Source organism: Ideonella flava (assembly GCF_051857595.1).
Lineage (GTDB): Bacteria > Pseudomonadota > Gammaproteobacteria > Burkholderiales > Burkholderiaceae_C > Ideonella.
On record NZ_JBPZHD010000015.1, the window covers coordinates 179,130 to 197,763 of the forward strand.

An 18,634-nucleotide genomic window follows, 5' to 3' on the forward strand; every position below is an offset into this window, starting at 1 on the left:
CTTCAATCGACTCGCCGACGGCGCGGTGCGCCGTCCAGCACCCTCGCCTGCTCCTCGGCCGAGAGCGACGAACGGCTCACCGCCTCGCGCAGCGCGTTCGCAAACGCATCCGACCCTCGGGCGAGAGCGCCGCTGCAGGCCGTCACCCCTTGATGCTCGGCCAGCAGCAGCTCGACCTTGAGCGCGGCCGGCAGCGCCGAAGAAAGGACGGCATCGGCATACGCCTGCACGGCCCCGCCGCGGTCGTGCAGCGCCGCGGCCGCCAGGGCAGGCAAGCCGCCGGGGTCGCGCGCCAGCAGCAGATCACGCTTGGCGCCCGGTGGCAGGTCGGAGCGAGCGACAACGTCCACGAACTCCGCGATGGACCTCGGCTGCTCCGACAACACGGCCACCGACAGCGCCGGCCGGCCCAGCTGATCGCGGGCGGACAGCAAGTGGTACTTGTGCACCGCCGTGAGCTTGCTGGAGTTCGCAATGCCTTGCGCCAATGCGCGCACGGCATCGCCCTGGCCGCTGCCCATTCCTATGGCCAGCGCAGGCGCCGGCCTTCCATCAGGCCGAGGCCCCTGCAACAGCGCAGCGACGTAAGGCGTCTCGAAATCGGATCGTTCCAGGGCATCGACCAGTGCGCTGACCGACTGGTGCTGGCCCATCTGCATCGCCATCGACACCGCCGGCACGCCATCAGGATCAGCCGCGATGATCAGCTTCGCGCGCAAGCGCGAGTCGAGGCCCGAGTCGACGATGCCGCCGACGAGCGCACCCACCGCTTCCGCCCGCCCTTCCTGCATGCCGACATGCAAGGCCGGTACACCGTCGCCGGCCTGTCCGGTCAGGAGCTCCACCTTCGACTCGTCGTCCAGCGCGCAGTCGCGCACGATCTCGCAGAAGGCGGAGGTGGCATCGGCCATGCCCTTGTCGACGGCTGCATACAGCCCCGTGTCTTCGTCGATGTTGTAGGCGGCCAGCAACTCGGTCGCGCCTTCCGGATCGTCGCGCGCCATCTGCACGATGGTGGGCTTCAAGTCGCGCAGCGAACCGCCGAAGCCGTCGCCGAGCAGGAAGTACATCACCGTCTCGTCGAGCGGCGGCAGCTCGTTCGCCAGCCGGCGGCCCACCGGCCCCCCCGGCGGCGCCGCGGGAAGGCTCGCCAGCCCGCCCTCGGGAATGGCACGAACCAGGAGCGCGGTCGATCCGAAGTACGCGACGGAAAGATCCTCGTGCTTGAGGAAGTCCTTGATCGCTCCTTCCTGCACGTCGCCGAGGTCGCCGGTGCTCGACCTCTTGTGCGTCAGCGTCGAATTCGGGTCGTAGACCTTCTGCACGTACTGGACCGGCTGGCCGGGCTCGCGCTTGATCTTGAACTCCGCCGCCATGGTGTGCATGGTCGATTCGACGAGCATCCGCATCACCGTCACGGCGCCCTGCTCCATCTCGCGGAAGCACTTGGCGGCGAAGTGGCCCCACTCGTCGGGCTTGACGATGTACAGGTCCGTCTGCGCCGCGGCCAGGTTGTCGTAGGTGGCCTGCTCGGTGCGAGGCACGTTGCGCACGATGGCCTCCAGGCTTTCGAAGGCCCGGTAGTCCGGCTTGGCCGGGCCCGCCTCATGCTGTCGCAGCCAGGCCATCGCCAGGTGCCGGCATTCGATGAGTTCGCCATCGGCACCCGCAAAGTGCGCCTGCTGATTGAGTCTCACCTCCGGGTCGCGCCCGGGCTTGCTCGAGTAGTAGGGGATCTGCTTGAGGCCCGCGATCGCGACCGCAGCAGCGTCCGCCCCATCGGCAGGGGCCTTCTTGTGCGCCGGCGATGGCGATCGCGGCGCTGTGGCACCGGCGACCGATCCGCCTCGCGGCGATGGGCCCGGGAGACTGCTTGCGGGCAGCTCGGCCGTGGCATGCCGTCCAGCGCCAAGAGAGCTCTCGTCGGGCGTGCGGACGGGCGACGGCGTCCGCCCCGGGCTGGCGATACGGGAGGGCGAGAGCATGAGCTGGCAGGGACGAACCCAGTACGAGATGTATCGCTCGAGTCTGCTTCAACCCAGCCTGGCCATCGACGCGGTTGCGAAAGCGACTTCGACCGCCCGAACATCGCCCGATCGGACTCAGCGCTGTTTGGCGTCGAATCAATTCACGCGCCGCACTCAGCAGCCACGCGCAACATCGCCGCCAGGCTGCGCTCCACATCCCCGTCGGTGGTGGCCCATGACGACACGCTGATGCGCATCGCCGTGTGCCCCTGCCATTCCGTCACGCCGCACCAGCAGGTCCCCTCGGCCTGCAGTGCGGCGATCACGCGGCGGGTCATGGCGGCATCGCCGAAGCTGACCAGCACCTGGTTCAGCACCACCTCGTTGCGAATCACATGGCCGGCTTCGGACAGGCCCTGGGCGAAGCGCCGGGCGTGCCGGCAGCAGCGCTCGACCAGGTCCGCCACGCCCTGGCGCCCCAGCGCGCTCAGCGCCGCCCAGATGTCGACGCCACGCGCCCGGCGCGACAGCTCGGGCGTGAAGTCGGACGGCACGCGCTCCTGCGCCGTGGCCGGCAGGTAGGCCGCGGTGACGGACATCGCGGCGCGCAGCGCATCCGCATCGCGCACGAACGCGAGGCCGCTGTCGTAGGGCACGTTCAGCCACTTGTGGGCATCGGTGGCCCAGGAGTCCGCCTGCTCCACGCCATCGGACAGCGCTCGCAGCGCCGCGCAGGAGCGAGCCCACAGGCCGAACGCGCCGTCCACATGCACCCAGGCGCCCGCGGCGTGGGCCTGCGCGCAAAGCGCCGGGATGGGGTCGAACGCGCCGGTGTTCACATTGCCCGCCTGCAGGCACAGGATGGTCGGGCCGGACAGCGCGGGCAGCCGGTCGGCCCGCATGCGGCCCTGCGCATCCACCGGAACCTGCACCACGCGCCGGCGGCCGAGACCGAGCACGCCGAGCGCCTTGAACAAGGTGGGATGCGCCTCCTCGCCCACCACCACGGTCACGGGCGGCGCCCCGAAGAGCCCGTCGGCCTCCACATCCCAGCCGGCACGGGCCAGCACCGCGTGCCTCGCCGCGGCGAGGCCGCACAGATTGGCCTGGGTGGCGCCCGTCACGAAGGCGCCCGCCGCGTGCGCGGGCAGGCCGAACAGGTCCAGCAGCCAGCGCAAGGCGGCCTGCTCGAAGGCTGCCACGCCGGGCGAAGCGCTGGGGGAAGCGGCGTTCTGGTCCCAGGCAGTGGCCAGCCAGTTTGCGGCCACGGCCACGGGCAAGGCACCGCCGACAACGAAGCCGAAGAAGCGGCCGCCGGCCATCGCCATCGTGGCCGGCGACCCGAGCTCGTCGAGCCGTTGCAACACGGCCTCGGGCGGCTGCGGCCCTTCGGGCAGCGTCTCGTCCAGGCCTTGCAGTCGCTGCCTGGCCTCGGCTGTCGGCGCGACAGGACGGCCCGGCAGGCCTTCGAGATAGCAGGACGCCCGCCGCGCGGCATCGTCCAGGAGAGCGTGGGTCATGTATCGCGCCGCAGCTTGAGTTCTGGCTCGCGCGATTGTCGCCAGCGCAGCGCGCCGAGCCGCTTCGTCAGCAGCGGCCGAAGGCGGCGAGCGGGCAGCTGAAGGTGCCGCGCCAGCAGCAGACACAAAGCCAGCCCCGCCAGCAGGGGCCGCAGGTCGGCTCGCGCGTTCACCGGCCGGGCCAGCGACGGCGCGGTCAGGGCCTTGGCCAGGCCCTCCTCGCCAGTCAGGCGGTGGAAGCCCAGGCGCTGTTCACGGGCGAGCAGCCGCAGATAGGCCTCGCGCATCGACGACAGGTGCTCGCTGCCGGGCGTCGCGCCGGGCAGCGCGGGCGCGGGCGCGTCGTCGTCGACGAACTTCTCGGAGCGCACGCTGGCCCCGCGCCCTTCGCTGTAGACATCGCTCTGGGCCACTTCGTCCGACCCCCAGAACCCGAGTGAGCGACCCGACGGATCGGTCTTGGGGATGGGCATCGGCACCAGCCCGCCTACGCCCACGATCAGCCCCGCCACGTCGCCCGGCTTGTCGTCGAACGAAGGCCGGTGCTTCGGATTCAAGGGCGGCGCCTCGTGGCCGTCGGTCACGAAGACCAGCGAAGGCTGGTGCGGCAGCGCACGGGCGATCCCCCAGGCGCTGTGCAGCCCCTTGGCCACCTCGCTGTTGCCGCTCCAGGCCATCTGGCCGTCGATGCGGGCCAGGGTCGACTGCAGCTCCACCAGACCGCCGCACACCTCGATGGGCGCGATGAGCAGGAAGGCCCTGTACTCGGTGAAGATGGCCCAGCCCACCTTGGAGCCGCAGGGCAGATCGTCCAGCGCCTGGCCCAACGCGTGCTTCGCAAAGGCCAGCCGCGAGGCCGGCCGGCCTTGGACGAACTCGTCCTGCACGTTCATGCTCTGCGTCACGTCGAGCACGATGACGTGCTCGAACAGCGACTGCTCGACCTCGACACCGGGCTTCAGGAAGCAGGCCGCCAGGGCCAGCGCCGCAGCGCCCAGCTGCCAGCGGTCGGCCTCGCGCCGGGCCGAGTCCACGGCCCGCCTGCCCAGCGCGGACAGCGCCTGCGCCCCTCGGCGAAGGGGCCCGTTCATGGCAAGCCCGGGCTGTAGCCGCGCATGGTGGTGGCGGCCCGTTCGGCCCGCTTGGATTCCGCGGCCGCGTCGGGATCGGCCTCCTCCGGATCCGGCAGCATGCGCTGCGCGCGCTCGAGGTTGTAGCGGGCGTCCCAGTCCCCGGGGTCGCGCCTGAGCACCTCGCGGTAGTTCTCCTTCGCCAGCTCGATCAGCGCGATCGCCTGGCCCGAGGGCTGCCCTTCCAGCGCGCGCAGCGCCTGCCGGACCAGCAGGTTGGCGCTGTTGAAGCGCGCGGCCTGGCCCAACGCCGTCTCGGCCTCGAGCGCCTGGTAGCGCTTCAGGGCCGGGTCGAACTCGCCGCTGGCCGCCTGGGCGTAGGCGTAGGCGAACTGCAGCTCCGGTTCGGCGCCGGCCGGCGGGGGCGTAGCCTGGCCGGCCTTGATCTGCGCGTTCAGGCGCTGCAGGCGCCACGTCCAGGCACCATCGGCCGTTGCCACCACAGCGAGCGCGGCCAACGCGGCCCAGACGGCGCGCCTCACGCCCATCGCTTGATCTCCAGCAGGTTGGCCGCAGTCAGCAGCAGCACGCAGGCCAGCGCCAGGCCGTAGGCCACCGGCGCCAGGTCGCGCCGCGGGACGATCTCGCGGTAGACGATGGGCAGGTTCTCCAGCCGGTCCAGGTCGTCGATGGCCTTCTGCAGCGCCGTCGGGTTCTCGGCCTCGTAGGCGTGGTACGGCGCGCCCAGCGATTCGAAATAGCGATGGAGCACGTACTCGGGCACGACGTCGAGGTTGGCCGGGGTCTCGTTCTTCTCCACCCGCAGGCCGGGGCTGTTGAGTGATCGCAGGTAGATCCAGTAGATGCCGACGCGGTGCTTGCGCACGAGGTAGCGCAGGTGCTCGCGCACATCCGGGTCGAGCTGGTCGCCCCCGTCGGAGACCAGCAGCAGGATGCGCGAGCCGGTGTACGGCCGGCCCTCGAAGTACGACAAGCCCGAGGCCAGGGCGAGCCCGATGTTGGTCTCTGACAAGCCGCGCCCGACGCTGGCCGCCGCGATGGCGGCCTGGATCGCCTCCTGCTGCTGGGTGAAGTCGAGCACCCTCATCGGCACGGTGCTGAACACGACCATGCCGAAGCGGTCGTCCGGGCGCCGGGCGGCGAACTCCGCCAGCAGCTGGCGCGCGGCCTGTCCCTTGGAGTCGCGGTTGCGCGCGTTGGCCAGCCTCGAGTAGTAGTCCAGCGCCTCGGGGCCGGTGCCGCGCACGGCGGCTCCGCCGGCCGCCGTGGCCGAGCCGGCAAAGCCCTGGTCCATGCTGCGGCTGCGGTCGAGGATCAGCACGATCTCGGCCCCCTTGCCGACCTTTTCCACCGGGTACTCGGGCCGATAGGGCCCGCCGATGCCGATGACGATGGCGGCCAGCGCCAGCAGCGCCACCAGGCGCAACGCGGCATTCAGCGCGGCCGAAGCCCGGTCGCGCGGCATCTGCTCGGCGGCGGAATTGCGCAGCTCGTGCGCGACACCCGGCAGCAGGGCCAGCAGCGCGAGAGGCAGCAGCCACAGGGCCCAGGGATGGGTGAGGCTCATCACGATGTGCCCCGCTCGGCGTCGCGGCAGGCGCGGCAGAAGCGCAGCAGCCAGTCGTGGTCTGCCGAATCGCCAGCGGGCACCGCTGCGGCGAAGAACTGCTCACGCGAGCGCCGGAAAAAGCCCGCCAGCTCTTCGCGCAGGCCGGCGAACTGCGGATGCTCGGCCACGAAGGCGGCGATGTCGGATTCGAAGACCACGCGTCCGGCGGTCTGGTTCAAGGCGCCGTGCAGACGGCGAAATGCCTCTCGCCGCTGTTCGGCGGACGCCGTATTCCCCTGGCGCAGGGAGCGCCACACGACACCGAAGGGCCGGTGGTACGGGGCCCACCACGGCAGCCAGAGGTACACGAAGCCGAGGTAGCCGAGCAGGACCGCCGCCACGGCGGCATAGGCGAGCAGCCGCTTGCGCGCTGCGGTGGTGTCGAGCAGGGGCGGCAACCGGTCGGGCCGGAACTCGCCCAAGCCTTCCCTCGTGCGGGCCTCGGGGGGCGTCAGCGGGGACACGGTCACCGGCCAGGCGTCGACGCGCAGATCCTGCTCGCGCGGCGCGTTGCGGCCTGTCGACGAGGGCACGAGATGCAGCGTGATGGGCGGCAGCTCCAGCGTGCGAACGTCCGGCGGAGACACCAGCACCTGGTACTCCAGCTTCAGCTCGTGCCGCCGCCCTCCCGGCCGCCAGCTGCTTTCATGGGCCAGGCGGCGCAATTCGATCGCCCGCCCACGCAGCGCGCTGTCCGGCAGCGAGGCCTCGTCGAGGTCGAGGCCCGCCGGTATGTCGACAGTGACGACACGCAGCACGACGTCGCCGATCGAGTAGCCGAACGCGCGCGGCTCCTGCACGTGAACGCCAGGGACGTCGGCCGCGCGAACCTGCGCCCACCCGCCCATGGCCAGCGATGCCGCCAGGAGCGCCGGGACCGCGCGAGCATTCATCCGGCGCTCACGAGAAGAAGTAGCGGGTGACGGCGTCGGCATCGAACCCGTCCTCCAGGAACAGCGGTGCCAGCCGCCGAGCCTGGAACTGCTTCAGCAGGGCATCGCGGCGGGCCTGCTGCTGGACCAGCCAGCGCTGGCGAAGCGCCGGCCGCCACCAGACGAGCCGGCGGTGGCCGGACTCCGGATCCACCACGCGGGCCAGGCCGCTGCGCGCCTGGAGGGCGAACTCCTGCCGGTCCCACAGCACCACCGGCACCACGTCGTGCGAGGCCAGGCTGTCGAGCACCTGCTCCACCAGCGCCGGCGGCAGGTGGAAATCGGACAGCAGGAAGACCAGCGAGCGCTGGCGGCTCAGGTGCCGGTGCGCCTGCAGCAGCCCGCCGGCCGATCGGCCCTGCGGCCTGAGGCTGCGCAGGCTGTCGGCTATGTGCGCCACGGCGCCTCGCGCGCGGGTCTGCGGCTGGAGGAAGCCCTCGATCACCTGCGTGTCGCAGCCTATGAAGCCGAAGCTGTCGGCATTGCGCCAGGCCGACCACGACAGGCTCTCGGCAAAATCCGCCAGCACCTGCAGCTTGGGGCGGGCCCCTTCGAAGCCCATGGAGGCGGACAGGTCGGCCACCATCGTGACCGGGATTGAACGGCGTTCGCTCTGCACCCGTACCAGCCAGTTCTCCAGCGGGTCGCGCAGGCTGGCGTGCAGGTCCAGGCGGCGCGGGTCCGGCACGTCGAGCAAGGAGGCGTGTCCGCGGAACTCGAAGCCACTCGCGCCGCGCGTGCTGCGGTGCCGGCCGGGAAACTGGCCGCGCACCATGGTGCCGACCCGGTAGTGGATCTCCCTGGGCGGCGCCGCATCCGAGGCCATGGCGTCAGGGCGCTGCCACGCCGTGCAGGATGCCCGCCACCAGCGGGCCGGCGATCTCGTGGCGCCGCATCTCGTAGACCGGCTGGTAGCAAAGGCGATGCGCCACGCTCTCGAAGAACACGGCCTGCACGTCCTCGGGCGTCACGTACTCGCGATCCTGCAGCCAGGCACAGACCCGCGCCGCGCGCAGCACCATGCTCATGCCGCGCGGGCTGGCGCCGGCCAGCATGAGCTTGGAGACATCCAGGTCCGACAGGCGCACGCCATAGTCGGCCGGCGCGGCGGTCGCCTGCCACAAGGCCAGCGCATAGTCGGAAAGCGCCTGCGAAGCGCTGATGCTGCGCTGCACCAGCGCGCCGATCTCGTTCAGGGCCTGGTGGTCGACCATGGCCGGTGGCAGGTCGCCGACGAGGCGATCGGTGTCGTGGAAGCGCGGGTCGAACATCAGCGCGCGGCGGTCCTCGGCCGTCGAAGGGGCGTCGATGGTGATCTCCATCATGAAACGGTCGCGCGCCGCCGACGAGATCTCGAAGGTCTCTTCACGCTCCACCCGGTTGCGGTCGGCAAAGACCTGCAGGTGCGGCAGGCGGACCTCCCGGTTGAAGGCCGAGATGCTGCGCTCGGCCATGGCCCGCAGCAGCAGCGAATGCACTTGCGGACGGGCGCGGTTGATCTCGTTGAAGAAGAAGATCGCCAGCTCTTCGCCGTGCCGGATCAGCGGGCCGGGGTCGACCGCAGGGCGCCCGTCGCGACCGATGTGGGTGTAGTAGACGAGGTCGTTGGGCATCAGGTCGATGGTGCCCTCGGTGCGGGCGAAGGCGCCGCCCAGCACTTGCGCGAAGGCGCGCAGCAGCGTGGTCTTGCCGACGCCCACGTCGCCTTGCAGCAGCACGTGGCCGCGCGCGAAGACGGCGATGTTGACCAGCCGGATGACCCTCGCCTGGCCGATCATGGCCTTGGCCACCTCGGATTCCAGCGCCAGCGCGCGCTGCCGCCAGTCGGCCAGCAGCGCGTCGTCTCCGTTCATGCGGCACCCTTTGTCGGTGTTGTCGTTGGTGACAGTGTGCGCCGGACACGGCACAGCCCTTGCGCCGGAGCGCTCCGTGCCCCGGCAAGCAAGAGCCGAGCCGTCGTTCACAGCTGCGCCCGGCCGCAACGATCGCAAACCGGGGCCGCCGGTTCGCGCCGGCGTAGCTTGGTTCGGGCCGCGTGAAGGTGGCGTGCCCAGGCCGCCCTACCCTGGGCCCGGACCGATCATGACGCGACCTCTCACGCCTTCAGCGCCGCCGCATGCCGCGCACCGACCTTCTCCCTCGGGAGACACCCACCGCCCGGCCACTCCGCAGCCGGGGGGATCCAACCCTCCTCCCTCCACGTTCCAGGAGCTGCCGCCCCGCGGCTTGCAGGCCCTGGAAAGCACCACGCTCTCGCGCCGCGCGCCGTTGCCGGTCGAAAGCCGGCTCACCACGCGCGGGCAGGCGGCGACCATTCCCTTGCGGCAACCCGATCGGATCGCCGCGCAGGAGATCCCCCTGGCCGCTTACGTGGCGGCCAGGGCGCTGGACGGACGCAAGGTGGAACCCGAGGACCTCGACCGGCTCAGGCGCTCGGATGAGTCGCTGCGCGAGGCCCGGGCGCTGCTGCCCTACGGCCGCGGCAATGTCCGGGAGGACCACAGGCAGGGATTCGGCCAGGCCACCACGCGGGTGGAGGCTGCCCGCACGCTGGAGTTCGCCACCCTGACAGCGTCCACGGCGGCTCGGGCCCTCTGGGCCGGTGCCGGAAACTGCGGCGAACATGCCGTCGTGACGACCTTCGCGCATGCCGGCCGCCTGAGCGCCGGATCCGGCGAGACCGTGGTCATGCTGGGCAACGTCGTGGCCGATCACGGCTGGGCCGAATCCGTGATGGCCGGGGCACGCAAGCTTTCGTCGCTCTGGAAGCCGGACGAGAAAACGATCGTGCTCGACGCGTGGAAGGACGGCCCGGCCGTCTTCGCGCCGGACAGCACGCGGGTGCAGTGGAAGTGGCTCAGCGCCTTCACCTTCATCAAGGTCGACGGGCCGCGGCCCGAGCTCCTCGGGCAGGCCAAGAGCGACGCGCGCCACATCGCACTCGAGCACGATCCGCGCAACCTCCCGTCGCAGAACAGCACATGGGGACTCCTGCGCGCCCAGCCGGGCGTCAGCGAAGCCTTCGTGCAGCGGGCGCTCTCGAAGCCAGTGTCCGCGCAGGAGGCGCTGGCCGTGGCACTCAAGGGTCGCCCCGTCACGGGCGGCGAGGCCACTTCCGCAGCGGTCCTGCCCGCGGAGGTTCGCCAGGAGATCCTCGTGGCCGGGGTGGCTCGCGAGTTCCTGGAGGCGCCGCAGCCGCTGGAGACCACCGCGCCCGGCCGGGGCCGGGTCCGATCGGCGGCCGATCAGGCACCGGAGGTCATGGCCGCCATCGGCCGGCTCGCGCAGGTGCAGGTGCGACAGCACTTTCCAGGGTTCCTGCCGTCCTTCGGGCCACCCTTCACCCTGGGCCTGCCCGTCCAACCGCGGCTGGTGACGCGACCGGTGCGGAGCCCCCAGGGGCCCGAACCAGCGTGACCTGGGGCGATCTCCGTCATTCCCGGGCGCTCAGAACCCGATGCGAACGCCCAGCCACCCGGAACGCGGCGCGCCGGGCCCGACGAACTGCTCGGTGCGCCACTCGTCGGGCGGCAGCAGGCGCTGGCGTGAATCGAAGGCGTTCTGTCCCAGCAGCCCGGCCGTGCCGTAGCGGCGGTCGAAGAGGTTGGCGATCTTGCCGATGAGCTCGACGCCGCGGCCGAGCTTCCAGCCGGCGGTGAGGTCGACCACCGCGAAGCCGCCTATGCGCCCGCTGCCGTTGAAGGCATCGCCGTCCGGCCGGTGGGCGTTGTTCTCGTTGCCGCGAACATACTGGCCAGAGTAGGCCCGCAGCTGCGTGCCCAGGCTCCACCCTCCGCCCGGCTGCCAGTCGGCGGCCAGCTTGAACGTGTGCTGCGGCAGGCCCGGGAGCCGGTTGCCGGGCCGCACCTCGATCTCGCCCTCGCCCGTGCAGCGCGGGCTCGTCCCGGCGCTGCTGTTGGCCTCGGCCACCAGGCAGGCCGAGGATTCGAAAGTCGCGCGCAGGTAGCTGTAGGAGGCCGACCAGTTGAAGCCCGTCATCTGCTGCGACACGGCCAGCTCGACGCCCTGGCGCTTGGTGCGGCCGAAGTTGGTGAAATAGCCCGCCGCCAGGCCGTTGCTGATGAACAGCAGGTCATCGCGGTTGACGGTGCTGAACAGCGACGCGTTCCAGTGCCAGTCCGGCTCGAAGCTGCCCCGGATGCCGGCCTCGACGGTGCGGGAGACGACCTGCTTGAGCGGCGGGTCGGATTGCAGCGCGTTGGGCAGCACGCAGGCATGCTCGGGGTCGGAGCATCCGAGCTCGATCGGGCTCGGCACGCGATTGCCCTGGGAAAGGCTGGCATACGCGGTGAAGCGCGGCGTCAGCTGCCAAGTGAATCCGGCGGCCGGGTTGAGCTTGCGGTAGTGGCCTTCGCCGTCGAGGTTCGTGTCGAGCCCGAGGTCACGGCGGCCCTCATCCACCGTGGTCACCCGCGTGTCGTTGAAGCGGGCCGACAGCGTCAGCTGCAGGTCGGGCCTCAGGGCATAGAGCTCGTGGACATAGACGCTGGCCGTGCGGCTGTGGCCGGCGATCAGGGCGTCGGTCTGGGGTGCCTCGGTCGGGACGATCAGGAGCGTGTCGTCGATGTCTCCTTCGGCCGCGGTCTGGCGGAAGCGGCTGCGCGCGGTGTCGATCGAAGCGCCCACGGTCAGGCGGTGCGGCGCACTCGTCCAGGTCGATTGAAGGGCGGCGCCCATGCCGCTCTGGCGGGTGTGGGTGCGGTGCTCGACGCCGGCCGGGGTGCCAGCCGCGGGGTCGTAGTCATCGTTCAGGTCGCCGTTCAAGGTGTCGGCGTTGGCGATCCGCGTATAGACCGTCGCCGACAGGCGGTGTTCGCGGCTGAGGTCCAGGTTGGCGTTCAGGTCGACGAGCGTCATGTCGTTGTCGGTCCGGTCCGGCCGGGTGTAGACCTGCTCCCGGCGTTGCGCCAGCATGGTCTCCGGCAAGGGCCCGTTGCCGATGAGGCTGCCGCCGACATGGGTGAGCGCCACATCCCAGGAGAAGCTGCCGAGGTGCTGCCCGCCCTTGCCGAAGAACTGGCGCAGCTGCGACGGCGAGTAATCGCGCCAGCCATCCTCGTTGAAGGTGCTGGCGGCCAGGAACAGATGGCCTTGCTCCCCCAGGGCCTGGCCGTGGGTGACCTCGGTGCTGACGCGGTTGAAGGAGCCCAGCTCCAGCTCGACGTCGGTGCCCGGGTGGGTATCGCCGCTCTTGGTCTGGAGGGACAGCGCACCGCCCAGCGTGTTCAGGCCGAACAAGGGGTTGGAGCCTGGCAGCAGGGTGATGCTGGCCAGCGCGGCCTTGGGGATCAGGTCCCAGTTCACGATGTCGCCGAACGGCTCGTTCACGCGCACGCCGTCCTGGAACACCGACAGGCCCTGTGGCGTGCCGAGCAGCGGGCTGGCGCTGAAGCCGCGGAAGTTCACGTCCAGCTGGAACGGATTGCCCTGCATCTCGTTCACATTGACGCTGGGCAGTTGGCCGCCCAGGAAATCCGGCAGGTTCAGGCTCTGGAGCTGGCGCAGGCGGCGATCGTTGGCCGTCTGCACGTTGGAGGGGATCTGGTCCTTGGCGACGCCCGTGCCGGGCACCGGCGTGACGCCGATGATCTCCACGCGCTGCACGTCCCCGGCGGCGGCCACCAGCTCGTCCTGCCCGGGCTCCTGCGCCGCCGCGCCGGCACAGGCCAGCGCGCTCAGGCCGGCCAGGGCCAGGGGGTGTCTGCGCCAGTGCGGCGTCCGAGGGAACATCCGGAGTCTCCTGTGTCCTGTGCCCGTCATCGATCGGCGAGCTTGGCGCCGACGCTATCAAGGGCCCTTCGCACCGACCACGGAAAACTTCCCGGCGTTCACCGCCGCGCCCTCAGGCCCCGGCGGTCGAGATCACGCCATGCCGCATCGCCAGGTGCACCAGGGCCGCGGAGGTGGTGACGCCGAGCTTGTCCTTGATCACCGTCTGGTGGTTGGAGACGGTCTTCGCGCTGAGCTTGAGCGCCTCGGCGCATTCGCGCGGCGATTGGCCCTGGGCCAGCAGGCGGAAGACCTCGAACTCGCGGCCGCTGAGGGCCGCCAGCCGCGCCGCCTCGTCGAGCGGGTCGCGATGCAGGAGGTTCGACGGCAGATCGGGGTCGAGATATCGGCGCCCGGCATGCAGGCTGCGAACCGCGTCGACCAGCCCTTCGGGCGGGCTGGCCTTGGTGAGGTAGCCGCGCGCGCCGGCCTCGAAGGCGCGGCGCACGAGCAGCGGGCCGTCGTGCATGGTGAACACCAGCACGCGTGCCTGCGGCTCACGCGCCAGCACCCGGCGGATGAGCTCCAGGCCGCCGCCGCCCGGCATCGACAGGTCGGTCACCAGCACGTCCGGCCGCGCGCTCGAGAAGGCCGCATAGGCGGCGTCCGCGTCGCCGGCCTCGTCGACCACCCGGATGTCGCCCGCCTGGTCGAGCAGCCGCAGGTAGCCGCTGCGCACCACCGGGTGGTCGTCGGCGAGCAGGACGCGGATCATGCGGCCTCCTGCAGCGGTGGCGCTTCGACGATCGCCGGCAGCGGGATGCGCAGCGTGAGGCGCACGCCGGAGCCAAGCCGCCCGTCCACCTCGAGGCTCCCCCCGAGTGCTGCGGCTCGTTCGCGGGCCCCGAGCAGGCCCAGGCCGCGCGTGGCCGCCTTCGGGTCCATGCCGTCGCCGTCGTCCTGGACGGTCAGACAAAGCTCGCTGGCCGACGGACGATCCAGTCGCACGCGAACCAGGCTGGCCCCGGCGTGACGCATCACGTTCGTCAGCCCCTCCTGCACCGTGCGGTAGACGGCGATGTCCACCGATTCGCCGAGCGAGGCCGGCAGCACGTCGTGGTGGAAGGCGCAGCTGACGCCGGTGCGCTCCTCCCAGCTTTCGCACTGGGCCTGCAGCGCGGCCACCAGGCCCAGCGCGTCGAGGTCGGCCGGGCGCAGCCGGCGCAGCAGGTCGCGCACGAGCTGGTAGAGATCGTGCGCTGCGTTGTCGGCGCGCCGGGCGGCGGCCAGCATCCCTTCGCGGTCGTCCACGGCGCAGCGGCGCAGCCAGGCCGTCTCGGCGCGGATGGCACTGCAGCGCTGGCCGAACTCGTCGTGCAGCTCGCGGGCCAGGGCGCGGCGCTCGCTCTCCTGCAGGGCGATCAGGCGCTGCGCCAGCTCGCGGTTGTGCTCCAGCAAGTCACCGACGTGGGCTTCGGCCTGGACCCGGCGTCTGAGCTCCGCCAGGGCTTCGCGCCGCCGCCGGAAGGCATACCAGGCCAGGCATCCGGCCAGCACGGCCAGCACCAGCGGCAGCTCGTCGAGCTGCCAGTGCTCGTAGCGGCCCAGCCAGCGCGCGTAGTGCTCATGCAGCTCGAAGGCAACGGACAGGCCGTAGGCGCCTGCCGTGACGACCACCACCCAGCCGAGGTCCCCCAGCCCGGGTCTTCGTTTCATGGTCCCCCTCCCCCGCCCCGCTTGGTGAGGCCGCCGAAGCCGCGCTGCGGGTCGTAGCCCCAGCAGGCGAAGATGAAGAACGCGGCCAGGCAGCCCAGCACCACCCAGGGCGCCGGCCCGGGGTCTTTCCCATACAGGGCGAAGCGCATCCACTCGACCGCGTGCGTGAAGGGATTGAAGCGCGCGACCTCGTAGACCCAGCCGGCGCCCTCACGCAGCTTCCACAGCGGATAGAGCGCCGTCGACAGGAAGTACATCGGGAAGATGACGAAGTTCATCGTGCCCGCGAAGTTCTCCAGCTGGCGGATGTGGACCGACAGCAGCAGGCCGAAGGCGCCCAGCATCAGCGCCCCGGCCAGCAGCGCGACGAGGGCGTGCAGGCCGCCGAGCGACCACAGCGGGAGCTTCGTGCCGAACAGCAGAGCCACCGCCACGAAGGCCAGCGCCTGCAGCACCGACAGCAGCGCGGTCGCGCACAGCTTGCACGCCAGCACCCAGGCTCGCGGCAGCGGTGCCGTCAGCAGCAGGCGCATCAGCCCCATCTCGCGGTCGTAGACCATCGACAGCGAGGACTGCATCCCGTTGAACAGCAGCACCATGCCGGCGAGACCGGGTGCGATGTAGACGTCGTAGGGAATGGCAGTGCCGTAGGGCTGCACGACCGCGTCACCCAGGACGTTGCGAAACCCGGCGGCGAACACCGCCAGCCACAGCAGCGGGCGGACGAGCGCCGAGACCAGGCGCCCGGTCTGCTGGAAGAACTTGAGCAGCTCCCGCAGCACGATGGCCCGCAGCGCCTGCAACGCATGCGGAATGCCGCGACGGGCCAGCGGCTCGGCGCCCACGCCGTTCACTGGTGCACCCTCGGGCCCGCGGCCCGGTCCCTCCGAGAGGGAACGAGCCCCCGGGCCATGCAATGGCCCCTTGCGGGGCCGTGGCGGCCGGGCGCCGCTCATGCGGTGCAGGCGATGAAGCCCGCCTCCAGCGTCGCGCCGCCGAGCAGGCGCGTCACATCTGCCGGGCTGCCATCGGCCAGCAGCTCGCCGCGGTGCAGCACGAGCACGCGATCGGCCGCCTCGGCCTCTTCCACCAGGTGCGTGGCCCACAGCACGCAGGTGCCGCGCTCGCGCACGCCGACTCGCAGCGAGGCCAGCAAGTCCTGGCGCGACTTCGGATCGAGCCCGACCGTCGCCTCGTCCATCAACAGCAACGGTGGCCTGTGCAGGTTCGCCCGCACCAGCTCCACCTTGCGCCGGTTGCCGCCCGAGAGCTCGCGCGCCGGGCGGTCCAGGTCGGCCTGTATGCCGAGATCGGTACAGCCTGTCTCGATGCGCTGCGCCGCCAGCGCGCGCGGCAGGCCGTGCAGGTCGGCCTGGAACAGCAGGTTGCGGCGCACGCTGAGGTCCAGGTCGAGCGACAGCTGCTGGAACACCACGCCGATCTGCCGCAGCGCACGCGTTGCCGCGTGCCGCAGAGAGTGGCCCGCCACCTCCACCTCGCCCTCGTCGGCCGCGAACAGCCCGGTCAGCACCTGGAACAGCGTCGACTTGCCCGCGCCGTTGGGGCCGAGCAGGGCCACGAAGCTGCCGGCCGCCAGCTCGAGCGAGAGCGAGCGCAAGGCCACGTGCTTTCCATACCGCTTGGTCAGGCCGGTGGTTCGCAGCATCGCTGCAGCGGGAGCTGGAGCAGTCATCGGCAGCACATGGATGGGGACTCACCTGAAAGCTCGGAATGGAGGCAACGATAGCTGCCCTTGATAGCAAGGCCCGGGCCGCCGCGCGCGCCGGCGGGAACGCCCCATGCCCCGGAGCCTGGCGATGAAACACTCTGTGCCGGCCCGGATGCTTCGCTTTCGACGCACCCTGTCAGCAAGCGGTGTGGAGGCGCATTGCCGTCCCCTCGGCGAAGACGTCGAGCCCTCGTACTTTCCCTATCCGGATGATCCCTGAATCGTCGGCCGCCGGACCGCGCCGAAGCGTTGCTCACGAGGACAGCTGTGCCGGCGAGAACCAGGGCCTGGAGCAGATCCGGCGGGCGGTCGTCGCAACGGCCGCATAAGTGGGCGCAGAAATTGCGGTTGGCTCGCTTGCCGAGTTCTCGAGGTCGCGTGGCGACTCATCGAAAGGATGACGCTGCGAGGCCGGGCTCCGGTCACTTCTACAAGGAGACACAGCAATGCGCATTTCTGGGCAATCTCGTCGGCCCGCCTGGTCGCGTTTGGCGTTGGCCGTGTTCGCCCTGCCGGGCCTGGCTCTGGCAAACGCGGACGTCGAGAAGAACATCGCCAACGAGAAGAACTGGGCGATGCAAGCGGGTGACATGTACAACCAGCGCTACAGCAAGCTGAAGCAGATCAACACCGGCAACGTCGGCAAGATGCAGGTGGCGTGGACCTTCTCCACCGGGGTCCTGCGCGGCCACGAAGGCTCGCCGCTGGTGATCGACGGCACGATGTACCTGCACTCCCCGTTCCCGAACAAGGTCTTCGCGATCGATCTCGACACTCAGAAGATCAAGTGGAAGTACGAGCCGAAGCAGGATCCCGCGGTGATCCCGCAGATGTGCTGCGACACCGTCAACCGCGGCCTGGCCTATGCCGAAGGCAAGGTCATCCTGCAGCAGGCCGACTCCATGCTCGTCGCGCTGGATGCCAAGACCGGCAAGCCGGTGTGGCAGACCAAGAACGGCGATCCGAAGCTGGGCGCGGTGAACACCAACGCCCCGCACGTCTTCAAGGACAAGGTCATCACCGGCATCTCCGGCGGCGAATGGGGTGTGCGCGGCTTCCTTGCGGCGTACAACCTGTCCGACGGCAAGCTGGCCTGGAAGGGCTACAGCGTCGGCCCCGACGCCGAGATGCTGATCGACCCGGCCAAGACGACGACCTGGACCGACGGCGCCGTCAAGCCCGTGGGCCCGGACTCGTCCATCAAGACCTGGAAGGGCGACCAGTGGAAGATCGGCGGCGGCACCACCTGGGGCTGGTACAGCTACGACAAGGCGCTCAACGCGGTCTTCTACGGGACCGGCAACCCCTCCACCTGGAACCCGAGCCAGCGCCCGGGCGACAACAAGTGGTCGATGAGCATCTGGTCGCGTGACGTCGACACCGGCAAGGTCAACTGGGTCTACCAGATGACGCCTTTCGACGAGTGGGACTTCGACGGGATCAACGAGATGATCCTGGCCGACATCGACGTCAAGGGCAAGCCCACCAAGGCCCTGGTGCACTTCGACCGCAACGGCTTCGCCTACACGCTGGACCGCACCAACGGCGCCCTGCTGGTCGCCGAGAAGTACGACCCGCAGGTCAACTGGGCCACGCACGTCGACATGAAGACGGGCCGGCCGCAGGTGGTGGCGAAGTACTCCACGGCCCAGAACGGTCCTGACGTCAACACCAAGGGCATCTGCCCGGCGGCGTTGGGCAGCAAGGACCAGCAGCCGGCGTCGTACGACCCCGAGACCAAGCTCTTCTACGTGCCGACGAACCACGTCTGCATGGACTACGAGCCGTTCAAGGTCGAGTACACCGCGGGCCAGCCGTACGTCGGAGCCACGCTGTCGATGTTCCCGGCGCCCGGCAGCCATGGCGGCATGGGCAACTTCATCACCTGGAACGCCGGCACCGGCAAGATCGTGCAGAGCCATCCCGAGAAGTTCTCGGTGTGGAGCGGCTCGCTCAACACCGCGGGCGGACTGTCCTGCTACGGCACGCTCGAGGGCTACCTCAAGTGCGTCGACAAGAAGGACATCAACAAGGAACTTTTCAAGTTCAAGACGCCCTCAGGAATCATCGGCAACGTCTTCTCCTACGAGCACAAGGGCAAGCAGTACATCGGCGTGTTCTCGGGCATCGGCGGCTGGGCCGGCATCGGCATGGCGGCAGGTCTCGAGAAGGACACGGACGGCCTGGGCGCGGTGGGCGGCTACCGCGAGCTGAACCAGTACACCGAACTCGGCGGCTCGCTGACCGTGTTCGCCCTGCCGAACTGATGACGAACCGGCCGACCACTGGACCGGCCTGAACCGAGGGGGATGGCGCCATCCGGCTCCGTCCCCCGTTCTT

General features: G+C 70.4%; 15 protein-coding genes. 2 read left to right on the forward strand and 13 right to left on the reverse strand.

Going from position 1 to position 18,634, the window contains the following annotated elements; translation table 11 throughout:
- Positions 1-2: 2 nt before the first annotated feature.
- The 8 genes from ACS5PM_RS28610 to ACS5PM_RS28645 all read right to left on the reverse strand — a co-directional run bounded on the left by ACS5PM_RS28610 (position 3) and on the right by ACS5PM_RS28645 (position 8,972).
- Positions 3-1,985 (reverse strand): ShET2/EspL2 family type III secretion system effector toxin, encoded by a 1,983-nt coding sequence (locus tag ACS5PM_RS28610; protein ID WP_439391333.1) that lies wholly within the window; start codon positions 1,983-1,985, stop codon positions 3-5.
- Between the two features lie 143 nt (positions 1,986-2,128).
- Positions 2,129-3,487, reverse strand: coding sequence for a pyridoxal phosphate-dependent decarboxylase family protein (locus ACS5PM_RS28615; RefSeq protein WP_439391335.1), 1,359 nt, complete (start codon positions 3,485-3,487; stop codon positions 2,129-2,131).
- Positions 3,484-4,578, reverse strand: coding sequence for a vWA domain-containing protein (locus tag ACS5PM_RS28620; RefSeq protein WP_439391337.1), 1,095 nt, complete (start codon positions 4,576-4,578; stop codon positions 3,484-3,486). The genes ACS5PM_RS28615 and ACS5PM_RS28620 overlap by 4 nt, the downstream gene beginning before the upstream one ends.
- Positions 4,575-5,099 carry an MxaK protein gene (locus ACS5PM_RS28625; protein ID WP_439391338.1) on the reverse strand — a complete coding sequence of 175 codons (525 nt, stop codon included), beginning with the start codon at positions 5,097-5,099 and terminating at the stop codon, positions 4,575-4,577. Before ACS5PM_RS28625 ends, ACS5PM_RS28620 begins: the two co-directional genes overlap by 4 nt.
- Complete coding sequence (locus ACS5PM_RS28630; RefSeq protein ID WP_439391340.1) at positions 5,096-6,145, reverse strand: vWA domain-containing protein; 1,050 nt, start codon at positions 6,143-6,145, stop codon at positions 5,096-5,098. The genes ACS5PM_RS28625 and ACS5PM_RS28630 overlap by 4 nt, the downstream gene beginning before the upstream one ends.
- A complete protein-coding gene (locus ACS5PM_RS28635) occupies positions 6,145-7,080 on the reverse strand; it encodes a hypothetical protein (protein WP_439391342.1) in 936 nt (311 codons plus the stop codon). Before ACS5PM_RS28635 ends, ACS5PM_RS28630 begins: the two co-directional genes overlap by 1 nt.
- 7 nt (positions 7,081-7,087) lie before the next feature.
- On the reverse strand, positions 7,088-7,945 hold the full coding sequence (locus ACS5PM_RS28640; RefSeq protein WP_439391344.1) for a DUF58 domain-containing protein: 858 nt from the start codon (positions 7,943-7,945) through the stop codon (positions 7,088-7,090).
- Positions 7,946-7,949: 4 nt separating this feature from the next.
- Positions 7,950-8,972: an AAA family ATPase gene (locus ACS5PM_RS28645; RefSeq protein ID WP_439391345.1), complete on the reverse strand. Its 1,023-nt coding sequence runs from the start codon at positions 8,970-8,972 to the stop codon at positions 7,950-7,952.
- Between the two features lie 229 nt (positions 8,973-9,201).
- Between ACS5PM_RS28645 and ACS5PM_RS28650 the strand changes: the two genes are divergently transcribed.
- A complete protein-coding gene (locus ACS5PM_RS28650; RefSeq protein ID WP_439391347.1) occupies positions 9,202-10,536 on the forward strand; it encodes a hypothetical protein in 1,335 nt (444 codons plus the stop codon).
- A 30-nt stretch (positions 10,537-10,566) separates the two neighbouring features.
- Here ACS5PM_RS28650 and ACS5PM_RS28655 read toward each other — a convergent pair whose 3' ends face one another.
- From ACS5PM_RS28655 to ACS5PM_RS28675, 5 genes are all read right to left on the reverse strand, one after another.
- Entirely contained in the window at positions 10,567-12,870 is a 2,304-nt protein-coding gene (locus ACS5PM_RS28655) for a TonB-dependent receptor (RefSeq protein WP_439391349.1), read from the reverse strand.
- Positions 12,871-12,982: 112 nt separating this feature from the next.
- Complete coding sequence (locus ACS5PM_RS28660) at positions 12,983-13,624, reverse strand: response regulator (RefSeq protein ID WP_439391350.1); 642 nt, start codon at positions 13,622-13,624, stop codon at positions 12,983-12,985.
- Complete coding sequence (locus ACS5PM_RS28665) at positions 13,621-14,565, reverse strand: sensor histidine kinase (RefSeq protein ID WP_439391351.1); 945 nt, start codon at positions 14,563-14,565, stop codon at positions 13,621-13,623. The genes ACS5PM_RS28660 and ACS5PM_RS28665 overlap by 4 nt, the downstream gene beginning before the upstream one ends.
- A complete protein-coding gene (locus tag ACS5PM_RS28670) occupies positions 14,562-15,419 on the reverse strand; it encodes an ABC transporter permease (protein ID WP_439391352.1) in 858 nt (285 codons plus the stop codon). The genes ACS5PM_RS28665 and ACS5PM_RS28670 overlap by 4 nt, the downstream gene beginning before the upstream one ends.
- 98 nt (positions 15,420-15,517) lie before the next feature.
- Complete coding sequence (locus tag ACS5PM_RS28675; protein WP_439391393.1) at positions 15,518-16,231, reverse strand: ATP-binding cassette domain-containing protein; 714 nt, start codon at positions 16,229-16,231, stop codon at positions 15,518-15,520.
- A 509-nt stretch (positions 16,232-16,740) separates the two neighbouring features.
- Between ACS5PM_RS28675 and xoxF the strand changes: the two genes are divergently transcribed.
- Entirely contained in the window at positions 16,741-18,561 is a 1,821-nt protein-coding gene (gene xoxF, locus ACS5PM_RS28680) for a PQQ-dependent ethylene glycol dehydrogenase XoxF (protein WP_439391353.1), read from the forward strand.
- The last annotated feature ends 73 nt before the right edge of the window (positions 18,562-18,634 follow it).